Origin of the sequence: Synechococcus sp. W60.3 (assembly GCF_047502615.1) — a bacterium.
GTDB lineage: Bacteria > Cyanobacteriota > Cyanobacteriia > Thermostichales > Thermostichaceae > Thermostichus.
In genome coordinates this window covers 1-23,214 of record NZ_JANSHJ010000030.1, presented here as the reverse complement: position 1 = coordinate 23,214, position 23,214 = coordinate 1, and the positions used below count along the sequence as shown (strand labels likewise).

Annotated in this window: 19 protein-coding genes and 1 tRNA gene; 12 read left to right on the top strand and 8 right to left on the bottom strand. The window is 59.8% G+C overall.

What is annotated here, in order from left to right:
* Nucleotides 1-24: 24 nt before the first annotated feature.
* Both NW846_RS10295 and NW846_RS10290 read left to right on the top strand, forming a co-directional pair.
* Nucleotides 25-798, top strand: coding sequence for a ZIP family metal transporter (locus NW846_RS10295; protein ID WP_414347811.1), 774 nt, complete (start codon nt 25-27; stop codon nt 796-798).
* A gap of 42 nt (nt 799-840) precedes the next feature.
* Entirely contained in the window at nt 841-1,623 is a 783-nt protein-coding gene (locus NW846_RS10290; protein ID WP_414347814.1) for an alpha/beta hydrolase, read from the top strand.
* Here NW846_RS10290 and NW846_RS10285 read toward each other — a convergent pair.
* Nucleotides 1,589-2,368, bottom strand: coding sequence for a DUF3598 family protein (locus tag NW846_RS10285; protein ID WP_414347817.1), 780 nt, complete (start codon nt 2,366-2,368; stop codon nt 1,589-1,591). The genes NW846_RS10290 and NW846_RS10285 overlap by 35 nt on opposite strands.
* 50 nt (nt 2,369-2,418) lie before the next feature.
* Here NW846_RS10285 and NW846_RS10280 point away from each other — a divergent pair, with 50 nt between their 5' ends.
* From NW846_RS10280 to NW846_RS10270, 3 genes are read left to right on the top strand one after another with little or no spacing between them, the layout of a single operon-like run.
* A complete protein-coding gene (locus tag NW846_RS10280) occupies nt 2,419-2,781 on the top strand; it encodes a hypothetical protein (RefSeq protein ID WP_071813522.1) in 363 nt (120 codons plus the stop codon).
* Nucleotides 2,782-2,785: 4 nt separating this feature from the next.
* Nucleotides 2,786-2,926, top strand: coding sequence for a hypothetical protein (locus tag NW846_RS10275; RefSeq protein WP_011430697.1), 141 nt, complete (start codon nt 2,786-2,788; stop codon nt 2,924-2,926).
* A gap of 12 nt (nt 2,927-2,938) precedes the next feature.
* Nucleotides 2,939-3,442, top strand: coding sequence for a cadmium resistance transporter (locus NW846_RS10270; RefSeq protein WP_049749765.1), 504 nt, complete (start codon nt 2,939-2,941; stop codon nt 3,440-3,442).
* A 284-nt stretch (nt 3,443-3,726) separates the two neighbouring features.
* Here NW846_RS10270 and murB read toward each other — a convergent pair whose 3' ends face one another.
* Nucleotides 3,727-4,725, bottom strand: coding sequence for a UDP-N-acetylmuramate dehydrogenase (gene murB / locus NW846_RS10265; protein ID WP_414515905.1), 999 nt, complete (start codon nt 4,723-4,725; stop codon nt 3,727-3,729).
* Between the two features lie 29 nt (nt 4,726-4,754).
* Nucleotides 4,755-6,158 carry a UDP-N-acetylmuramate--L-alanine ligase gene (gene murC / locus NW846_RS10260; RefSeq protein WP_414515914.1) on the bottom strand — a complete coding sequence of 468 codons (1,404 nt, stop codon included), beginning with the start codon at nt 6,156-6,158 and terminating at the stop codon, nt 4,755-4,757.
* A gap of 339 nt (nt 6,159-6,497) precedes the next feature.
* Here murC and NW846_RS10255 point away from each other — a divergent pair, with 339 nt between their 5' ends.
* From NW846_RS10255 to NW846_RS10245, 3 genes are all read left to right on the top strand, one after another.
* Entirely contained in the window at nt 6,498-7,643 is a 1,146-nt protein-coding gene (locus tag NW846_RS10255; RefSeq protein ID WP_414346922.1) for an ABC exporter membrane fusion protein, read from the top strand.
* Between the two features lie 9 nt (nt 7,644-7,652).
* A complete protein-coding gene (devC, locus tag NW846_RS10250) occupies nt 7,653-8,837 on the top strand; it encodes an ABC transporter permease DevC (RefSeq protein WP_011430701.1) in 1,185 nt (394 codons plus the stop codon).
* A 178-nt stretch (nt 8,838-9,015) separates the two neighbouring features.
* Complete coding sequence (locus NW846_RS10245) at nt 9,016-9,753, top strand: DevA family ABC transporter ATP-binding protein (protein ID WP_011430702.1); 738 nt, start codon at nt 9,016-9,018, stop codon at nt 9,751-9,753.
* On the opposite strand, the gene NW846_RS10240 is transcribed toward NW846_RS10245, so the two are convergent.
* A complete protein-coding gene (locus NW846_RS10240) occupies nt 9,750-10,718 on the bottom strand; it encodes a GDP-L-fucose synthase family protein (protein ID WP_041438425.1) in 969 nt (322 codons plus the stop codon). The genes NW846_RS10245 and NW846_RS10240 overlap by 4 nt on opposite strands.
* A 50-nt stretch (nt 10,719-10,768) precedes the next feature.
* Complete coding sequence (gene alaS, locus NW846_RS10235) at nt 10,769-13,420, bottom strand: alanine--tRNA ligase (protein ID WP_099813066.1); 2,652 nt, start codon at nt 13,418-13,420, stop codon at nt 10,769-10,771.
* Nucleotides 13,421-13,706: 286 nt separating this feature from the next.
* On the opposite strand from alaS, the gene NW846_RS10230 reads away from it, so the two are divergent.
* Nucleotides 13,707-15,380 (top strand): serine/threonine-protein kinase, encoded by a 1,674-nt coding sequence (locus NW846_RS10230; protein ID WP_011430705.1) that lies wholly within the window; start codon nt 13,707-13,709, stop codon nt 15,378-15,380.
* 18 nt (nt 15,381-15,398) lie between these two features.
* On the opposite strand, the gene NW846_RS10225 is transcribed toward NW846_RS10230, so the two are convergent.
* A complete protein-coding gene (locus NW846_RS10225) occupies nt 15,399-15,890 on the bottom strand; it encodes a hypothetical protein (RefSeq protein WP_011430706.1) in 492 nt (163 codons plus the stop codon).
* A 49-nt stretch (nt 15,891-15,939) separates the two neighbouring features.
* Here NW846_RS10225 and NW846_RS10220 point away from each other — a divergent pair.
* Nucleotides 15,940-16,013, top strand: a tRNA-Asp gene (locus tag NW846_RS10220).
* Between the two features lie 83 nt (nt 16,014-16,096).
* Nucleotides 16,097-17,158 (top strand): histidinol-phosphate transaminase, encoded by a 1,062-nt coding sequence (locus NW846_RS10215; protein WP_011430707.1) that lies wholly within the window; start codon nt 16,097-16,099, stop codon nt 17,156-17,158.
* A gap of 23 nt (nt 17,159-17,181) precedes the next feature.
* On the opposite strand, the gene NW846_RS10210 is transcribed toward NW846_RS10215, so the two are convergent.
* Nucleotides 17,182-21,312 (bottom strand): hypothetical protein, encoded by a 4,131-nt coding sequence (locus NW846_RS10210; RefSeq protein WP_414346923.1) that lies wholly within the window; start codon nt 21,310-21,312, stop codon nt 17,182-17,184.
* Nucleotides 21,313-21,816: 504 nt separating this feature from the next.
* On the opposite strand from NW846_RS10210, the gene NW846_RS10205 reads away from it, so the two are divergent.
* The gene (locus tag NW846_RS10205; protein WP_011430710.1) at nt 21,817-22,290 is read left to right on the top strand and encodes an Hsp20/alpha crystallin family protein; all 474 of its coding nucleotides are present in this window, start codon (nt 21,817-21,819) and stop codon (nt 22,288-22,290) included.
* A gap of 46 nt (nt 22,291-22,336) precedes the next feature.
* Here the strand turns inward: NW846_RS10205 and NW846_RS10200 are convergent, their stop codons facing one another.
* Nucleotides 22,337-23,119, bottom strand: a complete 783-nt coding sequence (locus NW846_RS10200; protein ID WP_011430711.1) for an S-adenosyl-l-methionine hydroxide adenosyltransferase family protein — start codon at nt 23,117-23,119, stop codon at nt 22,337-22,339.
* Nucleotides 23,120-23,214: the final 95 nt, after the last annotated feature.

Sequence of the window (23,214 nt, the reverse complement as noted above, 5' to 3'; positions counted from 1 at the left end):
TTCGGCCTTTGTGGAGATTGGCTTGTGCATCCAATTGGGATGGGATCCCTGGCTAGCTTTATCGCCGGCTTGGCGACGGGGCTGGGGGCTTTGCCGGCCCTTTTTCTTCCCTCGCTCTCGGAGAGGGTACAAGGGATCCTGCTGGGGTTTGGGGGTGGGGTGATGTTGGCGGCCACCTCTTTTTCCCTGCTGGTGCCGGGCACCGAGGCAGCCATGGCGCTGGGGTATTCCCCATTTGGGGCGGCTGTGGTGATGGTGGCAGGCCTGTTGTTGGGGGCGATCTTCCTGGAGAGTGCCCACCGCCTCTTTCCTCACGAGCACTTTTTCAAAGGGGTGGAAGGGGAGAACCGCGCCCATTTGAAACGGATTTGGCTGTTCATCATTGCCATCGCCCTGCACAATTTCCCGGAAGGACTGGCGGTGGGAGTGGGTTTCGCTACCGGCCAAGTCGGCGATGGGTTGGCGTTGGCGTTGGGGATCGGCTTGCAGAACATGCCAGAAGGGCTGGTGGTGGCTTTGTCACTGGTGGGCCAGGGGTACTCGCGGCTGTTCGCTTTTGGCATCGCCCTGCTGACCGGACTGGTGGAGCCCATCGGCGGGATCCTGGGAGCAACGGTGGTCTCTCTGGCGCAGCCCCTACTACCCTGGGGCATGGCTTTTGCGGCGGGGGCGATGTTGTTTGTCATTTCCGATGAGATCATCCCTGAGTCGCACCGGCAGGGGTTGGAGCGGGAGGGCACCTTTGGGGTCATCAGTGGGTTTGTGGTGATGATGCTGCTGGATATCACCTTGGGCTAGCAAGGGATCCCGTCGCGAAGTGGAACGGAGTTTTATTTTTTTATGTTGAGTAACGAACCCTTTTTGTGGCGAGGAGCAGGGGAACACGCCTGCCTGCTGCTACACGGGTTGGGGGGTGGCGTATACGAGTTGCAGTGGCTGGCGGAGCGGCTGTTGGCAGCCGGCCTGACGGTGCAGGGGTTTAACTATCCCGGCCACGACCGCCCGGCACCCCGCATGCCCCCTTCCCGCTGGACGGAGTGGTACGGGCGGGTTTTGGAACATTACCTGGCGCTGCAGCAGGAGTACCCGCGCCTTTCGCTGGTGGGGTTTTCCACCGGCTGCCTGTTGGCGCTGCACCTGGCCTTTGCCCACCCTGTCCACAAATTGGTCCTGCTGGCGCCGTTTTTTGCCATTCGCCACCGCTGGTACTATCTCTTTCGCCCGGAGCAGTACCTCAACAGCCTGGGCTGGCTCTTGGAAGAGGTTCCCCGCTTTCGCCTGCCGATTCGGGATGGCGATGTCCGCGCGTTGGCAGAAAGAGTGGCCTATTTGCGCAGCTTCAATCTAACGGCGGTGCGCAGCGCCCTTGAGCTCATCGAGCGGGTCAGGGGGGAAGTAGCCAGCATCCAAGTTCCCACCCTCATCCTGCAGCCGCGCCAAGATACAGTGGTGGATCCCGACCAGGCGGCGTGGCTCTACCGGGAGCTGGGATCCGCCGAGAAGACCCTGCATTGGCTGGAGCGCTCCGACCACGTTCTCACCTTGGACTGCGAGCGGGAGACGGTGTTTGCCCAGGTCTGCGCCTTTCTCACCCCGGATCCCGCTCCAGCCGCATCAGCGTAACCCGCTGCCAGGCGCCGCCCTCGTCGTAGTCGCGCACCAGGCGCAGCAGGTGGCGGCCCTCCGGCCCTTCCGGAAACCAGCTCAGGCTGAGGGAAAAGCGGCGATCCCGGTGAAGAGTGGGGATGGGCAAGGGATCCGGCCCGCCCATCCACAGCCCTCCCGGCAAGGGATCCCAGTTGCTCAACCACTCTGCCCCCGAGGAGTCCACCTCGGCTTCGGCAAACCAGCCCTCAGCAACCGTAAAGCTCTGGGCGATCCCCCGCCATCGCCCTTGCAAGGCCTCTCCCAGTTGCGCTTGGGTCAGCGCAGGAAAGTCGGCCCCAAGATCCAGCACCTGGCCGCGCCGCTCCAAGATGACCGTCACCCGCACCAGGCGGCCCTGGGGATCCCACTGCTGCACCACCCGCGCCTTGCGCTCTCCCCAAAGAAAGCCCTGCTCGACGGCAAAATCGCCAAACGGTGCCAGCTGCAGCCGCCCGTTGGAAAAGGAGCCATCGGGGAAAAAGCGCAAGCCGGGCGAGAAATCTTGATAGACCCAGCTCTGGCGGCTTGTTGGGTTAGGGGATCCCTCTAGGGGGTAGTAGGCATTGGTTTGGCGGATTGCGTCCCGATCCAAAGCCTCAAAGGTGATGAGGCTGCGCTTTTGGCCCACCAGCTCCCAGCCGTGGGCGGTGGGTCGATACTCGGAAAAGAGCCCGTGCCATTCTCCCAGGTGCAGGGCCAGGCATTCTCTCTGGGTTGTCATGAAGCACTGTGAAGTAACATTAGGGAGACGCAACGCGGAAGACAGAGCCGATGGGGAGGAAGTTCCGAGGTGGCATTTTACTGGTTTTGGGGTTTATGCTCTCGCCCTTTTCCTGGTGGAACGATTTGTTCTTCAACCTACCCATTGCCTATGGATTTGGCTACCTCTGCAGCTTGTGGCAGCCCCAGTGGCTTTTGGGAGGAACCCTTGCCGGGTACTGGCTTTCCAACTTGATTGGCCTTCTCCTGATGCAGTTTGGCGCTACTGATGTGGTTGAGCAAGGGGATAAACCCCGCAACCTAAAGCGCGATCTCGTTATTAGTTTGGCTTCTTCTACTGCCTACACTTTGGCGATCCTCGGGCTGGTGCAGCTTCACCTTGTCGATATCGGCGCCCTCTTCCCCACTTCTTAAGCTCATGCCCCTCCCTCTTTTCTGGACAACGCTGGCGGAAGGGATCCTCGCCTTTATTGCCACCCACATCGACGACTTTTTTGTGCTGGTTGTGTTGTTTGCCCAGGTGCAGATCCAACCTACTTGGAAGGGCTGGCAGGTTTAGCTGGGGGGCTACTTGGGCTTGGCAGGATTGATCTTGATCAGCCTTTTGGGGTACTTGGGGGGCCTGGTGCTGCCGCCATCTGCCATTGGCCTGCTGGGACTGATCCCGCTGGCGGTGGGCGGCTGGAAATTGTGGCGATCTGAAGCGGAAGAAGCCCTGTCGAAAGAGCTGGAAAAACTGCAAGATCGACCACCCGCAAAGACTGGGCTGCTCTTTTTGCCCTCGCCAGCTCTGCTGTCCATGCTCCTCACCTTTGCCAATGGCGGGGATAACATCAGCTTGTACGTTCCTTTGTTTGCCGGCAGCACCCCTCTCCAGTTGGCTCTCTTTTCTATAATTTTCTTTTTGATGAAAGGGCTGTGGTTTGCCATGGCTCAAAGGCTGACGGTGCAACCGGAAGTGGCCAAGATCTTGGCTGAACAGGGAGAGCGCTGGGTACCCTGGATTTTGATGAGATTAGGGGTGTGGATCCTGTTCAAAAACGAAACTTGGCGATGGCTGCTCGGGATCCCGTAGCGGGCGGAGTCCCTTCGAGTTTCAGTCGTTGTGCCGCTCTGAAGCCGGATCCTAGTTCAGATCTTCGTGGCGGTGTTCCCGTTCCCGCCAATCAAATAGCGGCGTTCTTCCGCGCTTGTGGGGGACTGATTGAGTTGTGCAATTAGTTGTGCAATTAAGCGACGTAAAGTAGCCGTGCCCTAACCATAAACTGACGCAAAATAATCAACGAGAATCCATCAAGGACTGGTGAGGACAGTTCAAGATCAGAACCATCCAATCATCAAAAAATGGGGTAGGCCAAATTAACTTATCAAAGGATCGTCAAAAGATCCCAGAATGCGCACTTCTGGCTCTAGGAATATCGACCATCGTTGATAAACCTTTTCTTGGGCCAAGCAAATCAGACGGTAGATGTCGTTGGCGCTGGCCTGACCACAATTGAGGATGAAGTTGGCATGGCGCTCGGAGATCTGGGCCCCGCCAATCCGGTAGCCCTTCAGACCGACCTGCTCAATTAGCCAGCCGGCAGGATAGGTTTCGGGGTTGCGAAAGACGCTGCCACAACTGGGCAGATGATAGGGCTGAGAGCTTAGGCGCTGGTTGAGGTGGCGCTGGGTTTGTCGCTGCACCTGAGCCGGATCCCGGCCTGGGAGTAACTGCAGCGTTGCCCCCGTCACCGTCCAAGGAGAGTCCTGTAGCCGCGAGCGGCGGTAGCCAAATTGCAGATCGACCGGTTCTAAGCGGCAGGGCTCCTGCTCTTCATCCAAAATCTGCACTTCCACCAACACGTCCGACATGGCGCGCCCGTGGGCGCCGGCATTCATCACCACCGCTCCCCCCAGCGTGCCAGGGATCCCGATGGCCCACTCCAAACCGCTCCAGCCTTGCTTGGCGGCTGCCCGCGCCAGATTGACCAAAGGCTCTCCGGCAGCGGCCCACATTCTCCCCCCTTCCAGCAGTTGGATCCCGCGCAGACGGCGGGTACCGATCACCAGCCCCTTCAACCCCGCATCGCTGATGAGCAGATTGCTACCTGCCCCCAGCAGCGTCGTGGGGATCCCTTCTGCTCGCGCCCAAGCCAAACACTGCTGCAGCTCCAGATGGCTACGGGGCTCACAATACCACTCGGCCTTGCCGCCCACACGAAAGGTGGTCAGAGGAGCCAACGGAATCCCCGATTGAATTCGTCCAGATAGCAGAGCCGCCGGCCCGCGGGGGAGAAGCCTGTCTTCAGCGGTAAGACTTGCCGCCTCAGACTTACAGGAACCGTCCCGCTGAGGCACCACCGGAGCCGTCGTCATGATTCAATACCTCAGAAGCAGCTATCTTTTCAGCTGAAGTTTGGATTTTTGGCTTGCCCAGGCTGTTCCCTCACCTGAGCCGCATATGCCCGCATCGTAGCGGCTATCTGCTGATTCAGATCCCCTGCGCCCAAAAAAACGGCGAGATCTCCAGGCTGCAAAACAGACGTCAGCACTCCCGGCAATTGCGGCAAAGACAACACATAGCGCACATGGGGGTGGTGCTCCGCCACCGCCACGGCCAAACGCAAGCTGTCGGAACGCTCAGGCGCCGGCTCTCCTGCCCCATACGTGGGCACGATCACCACCACGTCCGCATTCCCAAAGCAGCGGGCAAAATCCTGGAACAAGGCAGCCAAACGGCTGTGGCGATGAGGCTGAAACACGGCCACCACCCGCCGCTGTTGCAGACGGGCTGCCTGCAGAGTGGCCCGAATCTCGCTGGGATGGTGGGCATAGTCGTCGATAAAGGTGACTTCTTCCACCTCGCCTTTGACTTCAAATCGCCGCTGCACCCCTCGAAACTCGGCCAGAGCCGAGGCAATCACCGCAAACTCCAAGCCCAACTGCCGCCCCACGGCGACCGCCGCCAGGGCATTGCTGAGGTTGTGGGATCCCAACACCTGCAGGCGGAGCTGGCCGAGGAGGGATCCCCTTTCCCAGATCTCGGCAGAGGTGCAATCGGCAGTGTAGAGGATCTGACGGGCCTGGTACTGGGCTTGGGGATGGCCGGCCAGGCTGTAGCCGATGTCCACCTTGAGGTGGGTGGCCACGTTGGGGCAGTCCAGACAGGCCACCAGGGTTTGGCTCTGCTGCCCATACTGCTGAAAGGCCCGGATCACCTGCTCCAGATTGGCGTAGTGATCCGGGTGGTCTAGCTCAACATTGGTGATCACGCCAATTTTGGGATAGAGACGCACCAGGGATCCATCCGACTCGTCCACCTCGGCTACCAGGTATTCCCCCTGGCCTAGACGGGCATTGCCATCCCAGGCGTCCATCTCCCCGCCGATAATCAAGGTGGGATCCCAGCCCGCCGCCAGTAACATGTAGCCAATCATGCTGCTAGTAGTGGTCTTGCCGTGGGTGCCCGCCACCCCAATGCTGGGACGATGGTTAAACAGGGCAGCCAGCAAATCGGCTCGATGCCAAACCTTTAGTCCCTTGTCCAGCGCCGCCGCTAATTCCGGGTTGGTGGGGCGAATGGCGCTGGAGTAGACCACCTGGGGATCCCCGGCCAAACCCTCCAGAGTGTGCCCCTGAATAAAGCGCACCCCCAAGGCTTCCAGGCGACGGGTGCGGCCATTGGCGGCAATATCCGACCCTGAAACCCGAAACCCCTGCTTGGCCAAAATGTAAGCCAGAGCCGACATCCCCACCCCGCCGATCCCGACAAAATGATAAGCCGGAAGTAGCGGGTTCAACGGATCCAAATTTTTCGCAGGCGGAGATGGAGAACGAGCTGGCGCCGGCGCAACGGCATCTTTCCCCCCAACTGTTTCCACCATCGCAACTCCACCTCACTCCTCGCACCACACCTAGAAATCGGCACCTGCAGAAAGGCCCCGGACACGGCAGATCATATCAGGAATCCCTTGGGTTAGGTAGCCGACGAAGGTCGACAACCGAAGACAAGCCGGAGAAAAACGAATACCCGAAAAATAAACACATGAGAAAAACCTGGACATCCTTGCCCCATAAACTTTACATTTATTAAAGAATTGCAACTGTAACGACCGACCTCAACCGCAAAACTCAACGAGTAGGGAACGATGAATCAGCGGCTACTCTGGTCTATTGCGGGAGCTGGATTGCTGGCCGGAACTGGGCTGGCCTGGCTGGGCCTGAGCCAGCAGGCGGCCACCCAATCCGTATCAGAGAATGCAACGGAGGAGACGCGGCTACCTCCCCGCGTTGGCGCCCTGGGTCGCCTGGAGCCGGAAGGAGAGGTGGTGCAGGTGGCCGGCCCTCCGGGAGAGCGACTGGGAGAGCTGCTAGTGGCCGAAGGGGAGCGGGTGAGGGCGGGGCAAGTGTTGGCCCGTCTGGAAAGCTATCGAGAGCGCCTGGCCGAGCGGGAGTATGCTGCTGCCCAACTCCAAGAAGCCCGCGCCCGGCTGGAGGCCGAGACCCGCTTTGGCCAAGCTCAAGTGGAAGAGGCGCGCACCCGCCTCAGCCGCCTAGACGAACCGCAACAGATGCAGATCCGATCCCAGGAAGCGGTGGTGGAGCGCCTTCGGGCGGAGCTGGCCGATGCCGAGGCCAACCTGGCTCGCTTCCAGGCCCTGTGGCAGGAGGGGGCTATCTCACAGCAGGAGCTAGACCAGAAAGCTCTGCTGGTGCGGCAACGGCAGGAGGACTTGCGGGCTGCCGAGGCCACTCTGGATCAACTGCGCCTGGCCCGCGAGCGGGATCTGCGCAACGCCCAAGCCCAGGTGCAAGCTGCTGAAGCGGGGCTGAGGCGGGCGCAAGCGCAAGTGCAACTGGGATCCCTGGCCCGCAACCTGGAGCTGGCGGAGGCCCGTCTGGAGCGCACCCTCATCCGCGCCCCCCGGGCCGGCCAGGTGCTCAAGATCCGCACGCGGCCTGGGGAAGTTATCGCTGCCGACACAGGGATCCTCGAGCTGGGCAACACCGACCAGATGATGGTGGTGGCGGAGGTCTACGAAACCGACATCCTGCGGGTGCGGCCCGGACAACGGGCCACCATCAGCAACCGCGCGCTGCCAGAAACGCTGCAGGGCCGGGTGGAGCGGGTGGGCCTGCAGATCGGCAAAAAAGACGTGCTCAACACCGACCCCGCCGCCGATGTGGATGCCCGCGTGGTGGAGGTGTACATCCGCCTGGATCCGGAAAGCAGCGCCCGCGTGGCCGGCCTGACCAACCTGCAGGTGGATGTGGCCATCGAGGTCGAGGGGTAGGAGGGGGGAATGTCCGGCCTGTTCAGCGTAGCGTTTATCGGGCGGCGCATCCCCTTGGCCTGGCTGCAGTTGACGCGGGAGAAGATCCGCCTGCTGGTGGCCCTGGCGGGCATTGCCTTTGCCTGCATTCTCATGTTCATGCAGTTGGGCTTCCAGGACAGCCTCTTGGAAAGCGCCATCCGCTTCCACGTCGCCCTCAAAGGGGAGATCTTCCTGGTCAGCCCCCAGTCCAACGCCCTCATTGCCATGAACACCTTTTCCCAGCGGCGGCTCTACCAGGCGTTGGGCTTTGAGGGGGTACGGGCCATCTCGCCCGTCTATGTGGGCTTTGCCCTCTGGAAAAACCCCCAGACCCGCCGCACCCGCAGCATCTTTGTGGTGGGGGTGGATCCCTCTGCCGACCTGCTGGAGTTGCCGGAGCTGACCCCCGACAAGTTGGAGGAGATCAAGAAAGCAGACGTGGTGCTCTTCGACCGCCGCTCCCGCAGCGAGTTTGGCCCCATCCCGGAGTGGTTTGAGGCCGGTCGAGAAGTTTTTACTGAAGTAGGCAACCGCCGCGTCCAGGTGGGGGGCCTGTTCAAGATGGGGGCCACCTTTGGCGCCGATGGCACCATCCTCACCAGCGACCTCAACTTCCTGCGCATCTTTCCCCAGCGGGAGCGCGGCCTGGTGGATATCGGCGTAGTGCAGCTGCAGCCGGGAGTGGATCCCCAGCCGTTGGTGCAGCAGATGCGGGCCTTGCTGCCGGAAGATGTGCGGGTGCTGTCGCGGGCAGAGTTTATCGATATGGAGCAAAGCTACTGGGAGGAGGGCACGGCCATCGGCTTTATTTTCGGCCTGGGGGTGGCCATGGGCTTCATCGTCGGCATTGTGATTGTCTATCAGATCCTCTACACCGATGTATCCGATCACCTGGCGGAATATGCCACCCTCAAGGCCATGGGCTACACGGATACTTACCTGTTGGGGGTGGTGTTTCAAGAAGCTATTTTGCTGGCCGGCTTGGGGTATATTCCAGCTTTTGCCCTGGCAGTTTTGCTCTACGATTTGACGGCCAATGCTACGTTGCTGCCGATCGCCATGACCTTCAACCGGGCGGTGTTGGTGCTGCTGCTGGCAGTGAGCATGTGCTTTATCTCGGGGGCCATTGCCGTGCGGCGGCTGCGGGCAGCCGATCCCGCCGACATTTTCTAAGTTTTGGCAAGAATGGAGGAGGCAGATGGATTGTTGAATAGCTTGATCAACTGCCCAAAGACTTCTGGGATCCCTTCAATAGGCTTCTGGATGGTTCAATCGCGGCGGTTCCGATGATGGCCCAAGCGGTTACTGAATTGAATTGTCAACCCAAGTTGTTTGAGATTTTGAGCTCCCTATGCTGCCTTCCCTTCTCGATCAAGCTGCCCTCGCTTCCACCCAACATGCCGTTGAGCCGGTGGTCAAAGCCGAAGGGGTGAACCACTACTTTGGCGAGGGATCCCTGCGCAAGCAAGTGCTTTTTGACATCAACTTCGTTTTGCAGCCGGGGGAGATCGTGTTGTTGACCGGCCCCTCTGGCTCCGGCAAGACCACGCTGCTCACGCTCCTGGGAGCTTTGCGCTCGGTGCAAGAGGGCAGCCTGCGGGTGTTGGGGCAGGAGCTGCGGGGCGCTAAGCCCAACACCCTCATCCAGATCCGCCGCCAGGTGGGGTACATCTTCCAGGCCCACAACCTGCTGCGCTCCCTGACGGCGGCCCAAAATGTGCGCATGGCCCTGGAGCTGCACAACGGCCTTTCTCCTCAACAGGTGCAGCAGCAGGCAGAAGCGATGCTGGCGGCGGTGGGTTTGGGGGATCGCGTCCACTACTACCCGGAGCAGCTTTCGGGAGGGCAGAAGCAGCGGGTAGCCATCGCGCGGGCCCTGGTCAGCCACCCCAAGTTGGTGCTGGCCGACGAGCCGACCGCAGCCCTGGACAGCAAGTCGGGCCGCGAGGTGGTGACCCTGATGGAGAAGTTGGCGCGAGAGCAGGGCTGCACCATCCTCATGGTGACCCACGACAACCGCATCCTCGACATTGCCGACCGGGTGTTGCACATGGAGGATGGCCGCCTGGAGAGCCAGGTTGTTGCCTAGTTTGCCGGGGCGTGGCGGCGGTACCACTCGATGGTGCGCTGCAGCCCCTCCCGCAGGCTCACCTTGGCCACAAAACCTATCCTCTCGCGGGCTTTGGAGACGTCCAAGCAGCGGCGCGGCTGGCCGTTGGGCCTGTCGGTTTGCCAGCGGATCTCGCCCCGAAACTCCATCAGCTCGCAGATGAGGGCGATGAGATCCCGAATGGAGATCTCCTCGCCGGTGCCCAAATTGAGTGGCTCAGGGCTGTTGTAGAGCTGGGTGGCCAGGAGAATTCCCCGAGCCGCATCTTCGGCGTAGAAAAACTCGCGGGTGGGGCTGCCATCTCCCCACACCTCGACGTAGTTCTGGCCCCGCTGCTGGGCTTCATGCACCTTGCGGATCAAGGCCGGGATCACGTGGGAGCTTTCCGGATCGAAGTTGTCCATGGGGCCGTAGAGGTTCACCGGCAGGAGGTAGATGCCGTTGAAACCGTACTGCTGCCGGTAGGCCTGCAGCTGCACCAGCAGGGCTTTCTTGGCGATGCCGTAGGGGGCGTTGGTCTCCTCTGGGTAGCCGTTCCAGAGATCCTCTTCCTTGAAGGGAACGGGGGTGAACTTGGGATAGGCGCAGATGGTGCCCACGCAGACAAACTTCTCCACCCCCGCCAGGTAGGCGGCGTGGATGAGCTGGGATCCCATGATCAGGTTGTCGTAGAAGAGCTCCGCCGGCTTGGCCTGGTTGAGGCCGATGCCGCCCACATGGGCCGCCAAATGGATGACGACATCTTGTCCCTGCACCACCTCTTGGCAGACCTCCCAGCGGCGCAGGTCGTGGGTGCGGGAGCGTGGGATCCGCACCTGCTCCGGCTTGACCCCCAGGAGTTGCAACTGCTGCAGGACGTGTTTGCCCAAAAAGCCGCTCCCTCCGGTAAGCAAGATGCGCTTTTGGCTGAGATCGATGGCACTGGACAAGCTGTTGGGCGTCATGGCTGGCGCGGAAAATCCCCGGCTTTCATTATGGGGTAAGGCGGCAGCTCCTAACTGCCCAAGCCTGAAGACAGCTCTGCCTGTAGCCGCTCCTGGGCCACCTGCAGGGCTTGCGCCAGTTTCTCCGGCTGTTTGCCGCCAGCCTGAGCTAGGTTGGGCCGCCCCCCGCCACCGCCGCCTGTCAGCTTGGCGATCTCGCCGATAAAGGAGCCCGCTTTGAGACCAAGTTTCTGCACCGCCGGGCTAAAAGCCGCAACCAGGCTGACCTTGCCAGCTTCCGGCACCGATCCCAGCACCACTGCCCCTTCTCCCAGTTTGTGGAGCAGATGTTCGGCAGCAGTTTTCAGCGCCTCGGGGGGAGTGGATCCCAGTTCCGCCGCCAAGATCTGCAGATTGCCAACAGCTACAGCCTGGGGCAGGAGCCGCTCTGCCTGCAGCAAGGCCAATTGGCTGCGCGCCTCCTCGAGCGCCCTCTGGGCGGCCTTCAGCTCCGCCTGCAAAGCCGCCACCCGCTCCGGGATCTCCTGGGGCTTGGCCTTGAATTGGGCGCTCAGCTCCCGCACGACGCTATCCCGCTCGTTTAGGTATTCCAGCACCGCCGGCCCAGCTACCGCCTCGATGCGGCGGATCCCGGCCGCTACGCCACTCTCGGAGATGATCTTGAACAGGCCGATCTCGGCAGTGTTGCTGACGTGGGTGCCGCCACAGAGCTCCATTGACACCCCCGGAAAGTCAACCACCCGTACCTCGGCGCCGTATTTTTCCCCGAACATGGCTATTGCTCCCCTGACCTTGGCCTCTGCCAGGGGCATGATGGAGACTTGCGCAGGATGGGCCTCGGCAATCCAGGTGTTGACCAGATCCTCAACCTGCTGCAGCTCTTCGGGGGTGAGGGGACGCGAGAGGGTAAAGTCGAAACGCAGCCGGTCAAAAGCCACTAGAGATCCCGCCTGGCTAATAGAGGGATCGACAACCTTTTTCAGGGCTGCCTGCAGCAGGTGGGTGGCTGTGTGGTGGGCCTGGGCGCGCCGCCGGCAGGCCAGGTCAATCTGGGCCTGCACCGGATCCCCCACCCGCAGGATCCCCCGTTCTACCCGGCCAAAGTGGACAAACAGATCCCCCCGCTTTTGCACATCCTCCACCCGCACCAACACTCCGTCGCCGGCCAGGTAGCCGCGATCCCCGATTTGGCCCCCGGACTCCGCATAAAAAGGCGTGCGATCCAAAACCACCTGCACCGACTGCCCGGCCTCTACCTGGGGCACCGACTTCCCTTCCACCAGCAGGGCCTCCACCACGCCGCGGGCAGAAGACTGGCTGTAGCCCAAAAACTCCGTCTCGATTAAAAACTCGGCCAGCTCGTCCAGGGATCCCTGGGCCGTGACGTCGAGGGTTTGGTGGGCGGCGCGGGCCCGCTGCCGCTGTTTTTCCATCTCTTGCTCGAAGCCCTGCACATCCACGCTAAAGCCGCGCTCCTGGGCAATTTCCTGGGTCAGCTCCAACGGGAAGCCGTAGGTGTCGAAGAGCTTGAAGGCGTCGGCACCCGAGATCTGCTTGGGCGCGCCACTGGCCGTGACGTTGGCAAACAGATCAAACAGCAGCCGTTCCCCCCGCTCCAGGGTCTTGAGAAACTGCTCCTCTTCCCGCTGCAGCTCGGCCTTGATCACCGCCTCCCGCTCCCGCACCTCCGGATAGGCGGCCTCCGCCAACTGGATGGCCGTCTCCACCACCGGCAGGGTAAAGGGCTCGCCGATCCCCAAGAGGCGCCCGTGGCGCACCATCCGCCGGATCAGCCGCCGCAGCACATAGCCCCGGTCCACGTTGGAGGGGATCACCCCATCGGCAATGAGATGCATCACCGCCCGCGCGTGATCCCCAATTACCTTGAGGGAGACTTTCTGCTCGGGGCTGGCCTGGAAGTAGTCCACCCGGGCAATCTCGGCCGCCTTCTGCACAATAGGGAAGATCAAATCGGTCTCATAGTTGTTGGGGACTCCCTGCAGCACCTGAGCCAGCCGCTCCAGTCCCAGGCCGGTGTCGATGTTTTGCCTGGCCAAGGGAGTGAGGCGGCCCTCGCTGTCCCGGTTCAGCTCCATGAACACCAGGTTGTAGATCTCCAAAAAGCGAGAGTCGTCCCCTAGGTCGATCTGCTCATCCCCCAGCTCCGGCTTGAAGTCGTAGTAGATCTCCGAGCAAGGGCCACAGGGGCCGGTGGGGCCGGCAGCCCAGAAGTTGTCCTCCTCCCCCATGCGCCGGATGCGGTGGGGTGGGATCCCGATCGCATCGCGCCAGAGGGCAAAGGCCTCCTCATCTTCTCGAAAGACGCTCACCACCAGGCGCTCCGGCGGCAGGCCAAACACCTCTGTCACCAGCTCCCAGGCCCAGGTGATGGCTTCTTTTTTGAAGTAGTCGCCAAAGCTGAAGTTGCCCAGCATCTCAAAAAACGTGTGGTGGCGGGCCGTCCGTCCCACGTTCTCGATGTCGTTGGTGCGCACGCATTTCTGGGCAGTCGTGACCCGTGGGTACTGTGGATCCTGATGGCCGAGGAAAATCGGCTTGAAGGGCAGCATGCCGGCGATGGTCAGCAGCACCGTCGGATCCTCCGGCACCAAGGAGGCGCTGGGCAATACCTGATGGCCCCGCTGGGCGTAGAAATCCAGAAAAGCCTGCCGGATGGCGGCACCGGAGAAGGATGGAGACATGGCCAAGGCAAAGGGTAACTGTATTGATCAATTCTAGGTTTTTTGGCTCTGGGGCAGTTGAACTCCCGCTCTCGGATGGGGCCAGTGTCGCTCCCCAAAGCGACACAATCTAAGCGATTTCTCTGATTGAGCCCAAGTGGGCAAACGCTAGGATCAGCCTGTTCGAGGCGGATGCGCAAGATTTTTCTCTCCTTGGTCTAGGCTAGATGTATCTCTGGCAACTTGCTTGCCCGCCCATCGGCCCCGTCTCGGTTACCTAGACGTCAGCCGGTAGCGCCTGAATGATATGCCCAACTGCTACTGCCTCAATCCGGACTGTCTGCGGCCGGAAAATCCCCCGGCTGCCTCCACCTGTGCCTTCTGCGGGCAGCCGCTGCTGCTGCGCAATCGCTATCGCGCCTTCAAGCGTCTGGGGCAGGGGGGATTTGGCGCCACCTTCTTGGCCCGCGATGAGGACATGCCCTCCAAGCCCTGGCGGGTGATCAAGCAGTTGCGCCCGGCTGAAAATTCGCCCCAACTGGCCAGGCTGGCGGAGGAACTGTTTAACCGCGAGGCCGAGGTGTTGGAGCGCCTGGGGGAGCACTCGCAAATCCCCAAGCTCTACGCCCACTTCCAAGAAGGCGGCAAATTCTACTTGGTGCAGGAGTTTATTGAGGGGATCACGCTTGCCCAGGAGATGCGGCGCAACGGGCCTTTTTCCGAAGAACAGGCTCGGCAGGTGATGCAGGAGGTGCTGCTCATCCTCAGCTATGTCCACAGCCACAACACCGTCCACCGCGACATCAAGCCGGCCAACCTGATTCGCCGAAAAGAAGATGGCCGCCTGGTGCTAATCGACTTTGGGGCGGTGAAGCAGCTTGGGCCAGGCCACACGTTGTCGGAGGAGGGAACGGCCATTCGCTCCCTGGGCTTTTCTCCGCCGGAGCAGATGGCCGGCCAGGCGGTAGGCCCCGCCAGCGATCTCTACGCGCTGGCCGCCACCTGCCTCAACTTGATGACCCTGGAGTCGCCGGCCAAGTTTTACGACCACAACACGGGCCAATGGGATTGGTCGGATCGCCTGCAGCTCAGCCCCGAGTTCGACGCCATTTTGCGCCGCATGCTGCACCCGGTTATCAGCCAGCGCTTTGCCACGGCTACCGAGGCGTTGCGGGCTCTGCAAGGGATCCCGGTGCAGGAGGGCCCGCCTTCCTCGCCGGTCATCTTGCCCCCTTCTCCCTTGACTGCCGGCTCCAGCCCGTTGCTGATCTCCGACCATTGGACCAGACGCCGTTCAACCTCTCCCCCCCCTGCCCGAACAGATGGGTTCTCGCCTACGCCGCTCCCTCGGCCCGGCGCGGGAGACATGCTGCCCCTGGGATCGGTTCCCACCGGCTGGGGGAGCACCACCGGTTTTACCCAACTGGGCCAAGCCAGCCGCATCACCGGCGGCGGGCAGATCAAGCCAGCCACCCCGCCGCGCATCCCGTCTTTGGCGGGGGCGGATCTGCGGGGCAAGTCTTTTGCCAACCAGAACTTAGCCGGTTACGACTTGCGCTGCGCCGACCTGCGGGGGGCCGATTTTTCGGGGGCCAACCTGCAGGGAGCCGATCTGCGCGGGATCCGCTTCAACACACCGCAACCCCGCTGGCTGCGCTTTTTGAGCCGGCTCCTCGGCTCGGCCAAAACCTTGGGCGAGATCCTAGCAGGCCTGGGAGGGCTCTTGGGAGCCGGGAGCCTGGCGTTTTTGCTCGTCCATCTCGCCACGCGCAATGTGGTTTATGCCTTGGGGGCGGCTGGGATGGCTTTGGTGGTAGCCGGGTCGGTGCTCTGGTCTGCAGGCGGCAGAACTTCCCTGCCACGCCAAGCCGAAGAAAAGGGCAAGCGCTTCACCAGCTTTTACAAAGCGGATCTGCGAGGGGCACAGATGGATAGGAAGCTGCGGGAGTTCGCCCGCCGCCAGGGTGCCATCTTGAGCTAGAGCAGATCCGTTCCCGCCTTAGGCTATGGGAGGAAGGCCTCTGCGGAGGGCCTGGCTCACCTGCTCCGCCAGAGGTCGGCAGGCCACGGCTTTCCCTTGCCGCCGATCCCCTGCCTGGTCGTAAAAGACGATGCCTTCGGCGCGGGAAAGGCCCAGGGCCAAAAACAGCAGCTCCAAAACCCCAAAGGAGGTGGCCTCTAAGTCCGGCGCTTGCTGCCGAAGTTCCGCCAGCGTGGCTTGGGCATCTTCCAGGTGGCCAAAGGCCGGGATCCACAGATGGCCGGGGGGCTCGGGTTCTGGGGGGGAGTCCGCCCCGGCGGAGCTTTCCACCACCCGCACCGTCAGCCAGCCACCATCGGGGTAGCGCAAGGTGGTGTACTGCAGGTGATCCAGGTGTTGGGCCACCTGGGTGAGCACCTCCGCCACCTGCTGCATCGCCGCTGTCGGGATCCCGTTCTGCGGGGCCTCCTCTACCAGCGTTGCTGCCTGGGCCGCCAGACTAGATACCATGATTGACAACCATCCTCATCTAAGTTCAGAATAGGTATTCGCAGCTCCTGGGGCTGTAGTTCAATTGGTTAGAGCACCGCCCTGTCACGGCGGAAGTTGCGGGTTCGAGCCCCGTCAGCCCCGTACCTGTTAGGAACACTGTAGCCTACATCGGCAAGCGGGTCAGCCCTGCTATTATAGGTACCTTGCTCCGTTAGGGTGGGGAGATGTGTGCCTTGCGGTATCTGCGCCCGGATTTGCTTCACCTCAAGCCCTATGATGCCGTGCCGCCCCAAGCTGCCGACAAGTTGGATGCAAACGAGTTTCCCTGGGATTGGCCGGTGGGCTTCAAGCAGAAACTCTCCCTCCTCTGGGAAAAAGGGATCCCGAGCAACCGCTACCCCGATGCTCATCACCAGGGCCTCAAGCAGGCCATCGCCGCCTATGCCGGGGCAGATCCGGCCCAGATTAGCCTGGGCAACGGTTCCGACGAGCTAATCCGCTCCCTGCTCATCGCCACCTGTGTGGGCGAGCGGGGCAGCGTTTTGGTTGCAGAGCCCACCTTTTCCATGTACGCCATCCTAGCCCAGAGCCTGGGGATCCCGGTGGTGCGGGTGCCCCGCCATCCCGAGACGTTTGCTCTGGATCTGGGGCGGTGTCAACAGGCCGTAGCGGAGCAGCGGGTGCGGGTGGTGTGCTTGGTAGATCCCAATTCGCCCACCGGCAATGGCCTGAGCACCGCTGAGTGGGAGTGGGTTGAAGGGTTGCCCGCCGAGATTTTGGTGATCCTCGATGAGGCCTATTTTGAGTTCAGCCAGCACACGGCCCTGCCCAAGCTGGCGGAGCACCCCAACTGGGTTATCTTGCGCACCTTCTCCAAAGCCTTTCGCCTGGCAGCTCACCGGGTGGGCTATGCCATCGGCCATCCGCAGCTTATCCAGGTGCTGGACTCCATCCGCCTGCCCTACAATCTCTCGGCCATCTCCCAGTGGGCCGTTCAGATCGCCCTGGAACATGCCGAGGAGTTTTTGGCCGACCTACCCCTCATCCGTCAGGAACGAGATGCCCTCTACCAAGCCCTGCAGGAACTGCCGGGGGTGCGGGTGTGGCCCAGCCAGGCCAATTTTCTCTACTTCCGGGTGGCAGGATGGGATCCCCAGGATCTGCAGCGGGCCTGGCAAGAGCTGGGAACTTGTGTGCGCTGTACCGGCGGCGGGCTGCGCCTAACGGTGGGCACCCCTGAAGAAAACCAACGCGCCCTGGAGCGGCTGCGGCAGATCTTGCGGTAGTTGGCTCTACTTCCAACTCCTTCTCAACCTGGGCCGAGCAATCGCTGAATCAGGCTATGAACTTGCTGGAGCTGCCTCTCGTTGAGCCGCTTCAGTTCCTCGCGGATTGCCACTTGCAGTCTCTGAGCTTCAGTTTGCTCCCGCTGCAGCAGCCAACTTTGAACAGGGCTGGGGTGCTCCACGAAGTCATGTGGCCAGGGATCCCATTCCTCCAGCTCGGGCTCTGCCTGGGGCAGTTGCTCACGCCAGCGCTCTTGAGCGCGGCTAAACTCCTCCGCCAAAAGATCGGTCGGTCGTCCCTCCGCCTGCAGAGAATCTCTGTACTTCTTGTGAACCAAAAGCCAGCGCTGCCGAATCTGAGAGCGTTGCCATCTTGGGATTCTACCGATTCTGTTTTCAGCAAAGCGCTCATAAAACCTGAGCGCATCTCGGTAGCAGCCCAGTCGCTCGTAGGCTAGGCCCACCTCCAGCGGCTGCAGCCACCAAGCGTGCTCCCCGCGCACACTGCTTACCACTTCCTGCAGAAAATCCCGCAGTCCAGGGAGCTTCCACCTCAGCTCATCCCAGTTGGTTTCCATGTCTCGAGCCATGCTGGCCACCAACTCGTAGTCATGTCCGCGCTGCCACGCCTGTGGGTGGGCCTGAACCACTTCCCAAAGCCTGCACCACTCGCGGCGCCGGATCAGGATTCGCAGCAGCAGCGGCCACTCTTTCAAGCGCTCCAGGCTGAGAATGACGTCGTTGATGTACTCCTCCCACTCGCCCGCGAGGGGACGTCCCGCCTCCTGCCATTTGCTCACCACTGCTGCGTCCTGCCGGTCTTTGGATAGCCACCTCACCTGGCCAGGCGGCTTCTCCAATTGGATCTTGGCTCGGTAGTAGCGGGAATGCTCCGTTTGGCCACCTTGATCCCAAATGGCAACTGCCTCCTCAAGTTTTTGTTGCTGGAAATAACAGATGCCGAGAATCTTGTGATATTGCCCTGCGAACGGCTGCCGCTGGCCAAGAAAGGCCAAACGCTCCCTCAAAGCCTCAAGAGTCTCTTGCCAAAAAAGTTCACGATCCTCCGGCTTAGGACAAAAAGTCCCTAGGTTATCGAAAACTTCCTCCAGCTCCGCCAAAAACTTCTCCACACAAACCTTCCAAGTCAGATCCGAATGCTTCGGGCTGACCTCAACGCTCAACCAATCTCGCACTCGAACTATCTGTCGAAAGCGCTCCATGGACTTGGCAGAGCTGCTTTGGGTTACCACCATCAAATCCACCAGAGGACCGTAGTTAGGGATCTCGGAGCACCTGGCAAAGTGAGTAGAACGATGCTGCTGCAACTCTGACCAAGCTTTTGCCTTCCAAAAGCACTCCCAGGCTTCTCGGATGAGATTTCTATTGGGTAGGGCGGATCTTTCCAAGCTTAAAAACTGACGGCCTGCAGAAACGTAATCCCTCTGCAGCTTGAGGATCCAAGCTTGGCATTCCTGTTCTAATTTCTGGTTGCCTGCCTGCCGAGCAAAGGCGCGCGCATCTTCCAAGAGCTCAGGATTTCCCTCCTCTACCCCTTGCCTAAGAAACCCAAGAGCCAAGTCCAGCACATCCTGTAAGTTTTTATCCGTCCAGTATTGGATGCCAGTGCCTTGAGCGAAGCCGGCCAGTACAGGCGGATGCGTTTGCCATTGGGATCGATCGGGCTGCAAATGAGAGTGATTGAGCCAAAAGTCAATCTCCAAGGCAGGATCCCAGAATTCCCGCCAGCCGGCTGCAGTATCCACAACAGCTAAGGCTTCGATGGGGCGGGTAATACCAACGTATAGCTGGTTGAGAAAATAATGTAGTTGCAGGGATACCTTCTCTGCAGCTTCTTGAGCGTAGTGGTTAAGCCTTCGGCTAAAGTTTTGTCGATAGCAGTCGCCAAACTTGTAGAGAATGATCTTTTTGAACTCCATGCCCTTGACAGCGGTAACAGTCTGCAGCAGCGCCGGCTTGAGATTTTGCTCCAGCTCTTCGGCAAAAACCCTCTGGAGGTCGGGATCTTGGCGCACGTAGTCCAGCTCCTCTCCTATAGAACAAGGCAGGATGCAAACTGTACCCGTGCTGTTCCTGAGCATACTCCTCAGCTCATGTTGAGTTAAGTTCTTGTCTTGGCCATCCAGTACAAACTTTTGAGCTGGCCTCCCCGGTTCCTGAAAACGCCAAGGCTGCTGTGGGCAAATCCCCCGATCATTGCTAAGAACTCGCCGCCACAAGTTGATAAGGTTGCTAAAACGAGTAATCTGAGGGCTACAGCGGTAATTATTTTTTAACTCCCGGGGACTTGGAATCTCGAGAGAATGGCCGGGCAACAAGTAAGCACGGATATGCTCGTAGAGATACCTCCTCAGGGCACCCCAACGAAATCCTGTAGGATTGATAGTTTGCAGAGGATCCCCAGCAAAAGCATAAGGTAAACGCTCGATAGCCCAATCCAACTTATATTTTCCCCAGGGGGACAAGCAGAAAACAATATTCAGTTCAAGCTGGGTAAAGTCTTGAACCTCATCACAGAAAATGACTGGGTGAATTGATCTAAGAAAACCATTCTGTAACACATCCCTAGCCAAATCTTGATCGTCCCAGTAGCTTCCGTAGGTAGTTCGTTCTTGATAACCCGGCCAAACTTGCTCGTATATTCGATCAAAGACTTCTACATTTACAGTGCGGTCGGCTTGAGGCAATTCCCGATAGCAATCTGGATCCAAGTAGTCGCTTACTCCATAGCCCTTGATCAGAGTACGAATCGTATGCCAAGCTAATTCTACATCACTGCGGCCGCGGTACCAGCTCCGGAATCGATAAAAATTGACATATCGCTCCGGTTGATAGCGTTCTTGTCTCTCTGGTGGAAGGCAGCTTAACAGGTAGTCCTGGAAGGTGCTAAAGAAAGCTTGACATCGCTCAATTTCCCCTTCTGAGAAGTCACTGCCTCTCTCTCGGTAACGATGGTTGACCCGCAAAATTGTACTTACCTTGCTGCGGGCTTGCTGTACTAGACTCGGGCTATAGGTTAAAAAGAGAGGACGGTACTGAAAGCTTCCTTTGCTTGAATCCTTCAGGTAATGGCTGCAGTAATCAGCAAAACGGTAATACAACATCAGAGATTTGCCGCTCCCAGCTCGCCCGTTGATTAGTAGAGGCATAGAGGTGCTTTGGAGAATTTCTTCTTCCTCCATCGACAAAGCTAAGTTCCCCTCTGTAGTCTCCTGGATTTCCAGCCAGACGTTTTCATCTGCAACCATGTAGTCGGGGTAGGCGCGGCGGGCATATCGCTTCCAAATCTCTAAAGATTGTGGGTGTTGGAGAATATCCGGCTGATCGGCCCCCCTCCCAAATAGGCAAGTTCGGCGCCCCAGGTCAAACCGCTCTCTCTGCTCCGGAGCGTGGTCGTAAACTCCAATTAAAATTAAAAATGGAGATAAGACTTTTTCCTGCTCACATACCTGCACCAGGCTGATAGCCAGATGTATCGAGCCTTCCCGCCAGCACCTAACCTCAGTTTCTGGATAAAACAGTGGTAGTTTCCAGTAGAGATTCCCTTTCTCATCGCCAATGAATTGCTCTACCGCCCGATACACTTGGCGCCGCTGTTCTAGAGAAAGGGCTTGCACTTGCCGAACCCATTCCCCGCTTTCCAACACAAGCCGCTCCTGGCGGTTGGGAGTATTTAAAAACTGTGTCCAATCGTACAGTTCGTTGGGCAGAGGGAGGAGCTGGTTTTGCCGCGCTTCTTCTTGTTCATTTTCCGCTTGCCTTTGTGCCAGCCATGCCTGTAGCTGATCGTCAGACACCCAGTTCCTCACCCGCTCTTGATAGCTGGGATCCTGCCGCCGCTCCAGGAACTCTCGGTACTCGTGGCTGCCTCTCCCCCAAAGGCCAAACAAGACCAAAACCGGCACCTCTCCCAGATAGCGCAGATCAGCCACCAAGCGAACGTTGCGCCGGAGGTTGCGTTTCCAGTAGGGGTAGCGAACGTCGAACAACCGGCTTAAAAGGGTGCGATCCCCCTGCTCCAGCCGTTCTATCAGCTCCTCAAGGTTGTATGGCGCTCCTGCCTCCAAAACTTCTTCTGGGCAATACACGTACATGGGATCCCACTGCTCAAGCTGTCCTGGTTTGAAGGCCATCTTAGAGGCGGCCTGCCTTGTCTGTCAGGTCTCTCTCAAAACTTGCTACCAAACTGAGAGACTAACCAAACAACTTCAATTGAAGCTAGAGTTAGACTTTTAAGCTTTGATAAACTGTGCTGAACTGTTAGAGAATCCAGGCTGTTACCGCGCGGCCCTAACGCCCATGCCTCTGTCAAGCTGTCTGGCGGCAGCATTCTCAGCAGAAGCCGATCGAACCGGCAGAGAAAAGGTTGCGACAGGGATCCCGCTGGCTCTAGATGAGGTTGTCCAAAGTGAACTTTGGAGAAAGGTGATGGGATTCTCCCCTAGCTGGATCGGTTTGCCCTCCCTGCTGGCAACAGCGGTCTTGGATCATTGAAGCAGAACGGGGTTTGGATCCCATCTCGTCTCAATACAGCTTTTTCCGACGTGGGGGGAGTTCTGTAGAACGGTGGGATCCGGTTGTTACCCCTGTTGACCCGTTTTTCAAGAATTGTCCACCCTACTACCCAAGGAGCGGCTATGCAATTGGTTTACTTCACCCCCATCCTCGATGTGCGCGTGCAGCAAAGCACCCTTGACTTCCCGAGGCAGCAGAGCTCTGGAGAGCACCCTCGCACTTTCTTCCCCACGCCATTACAGGTTTGGGAGAGCGGCGAAGCCTACATCGTCCAGTTGTGGGCGCCGGGGGCCAATCGGGAACGCTTCCACATCGAGGCCACAGCCCAGCAGCTCTCCATCAGCGGTGAGATCCAGCTTCAAGGCCCTGAAGGTGCTGAATTACGCTACCAAGAGGTGGAGCCTCAGCCTTTTCAACGCACCCTCAAGCTAGCCAAAAGCATTCAGCCGGAAAAAGTCTCGGCCATCTACCGGGATGGCATTCTCACCCTCACCCTGCCCAAGGCCGATGCCGTGCGGGCGGTCAAAGTTCAGATAGGAACCTCAACTTCCGCAGCTGAGCCGGAAACTTTAACGGTGGAAAGCCAGCCTGCCTAGTCTCCCTTCTCCCCAAGCGAGAGGGGGCAGGGGGGAGGGAGTTCGGCTAGCTATCCCACTGCACGCGCACCTCGTCCCCTACTTTGAAATCCAAGGTGCGGCTGGCGTTGCCCCGGTTTTGCGCGATCTCCACCCAGCCGGAGCTGCCCACCAGGGCAAGCAGCTCGCCCTCGCTTCCCTCGGCAAAGGTGGCGGCGGAGCGGATGGTGATCCCCTTGATCCAGGCCCTCCAGTTGCGGCCCTCTACCCAGTTGCCAGGGAGAGTGGTGATGCCGTTGCCGAAGCGGTCGATGGACTGGATCACGCCGCGGCCGCCGTCGGGTTCTGCCTGAGGTGGCGGCCAGTCCCAGCGAACCAGCTCGGCCACATCCAAGGGATCCCCCAACTCTGCCAAGGGGATCCCGTTGGCCAGGTGGGCGGCCACGGGGGCAAAAATATCCCGCCCGTGAAAGGTACGGCTGGGGGAGGGGGTGCGCCAATAGCGGGGTCGGTTGAGTTCCACAGCAGCTAGAGGTGGGGATTGCTCCAGAACGCCGCTGAAGAGGCCATTGTCAGGGCCGACCAAATAGCCTCCTTGGGTTTGGATGGCCACCGCCCTTCGGCTGCTCCCCACCCCTGGATCTACCACCGCTAGGTGAATGGTTTCAGAAGGTAAATGGGGATAGGCCGTCATCAAGGCAAAACGGGCCGCTGCCACGTCCTGAGGCGGGATTTCGTGGCTAAGGTCGATAAACTGAACCTGGGGCGCGATCCCCCAAATCACCCCCTTCAGAATGCCCACGTAGGGATCCTGAAGACCAAAATCAGTGAGTAGGCTAATGACCTTCATTGGCGAGCTAAGCAGCGCTTGCCAGCCCTCTGGGAACTTTTAGCTGATACATTTACGCTGAACACTGCTGAGCATTACTGCTCAGCGGTGAAGCG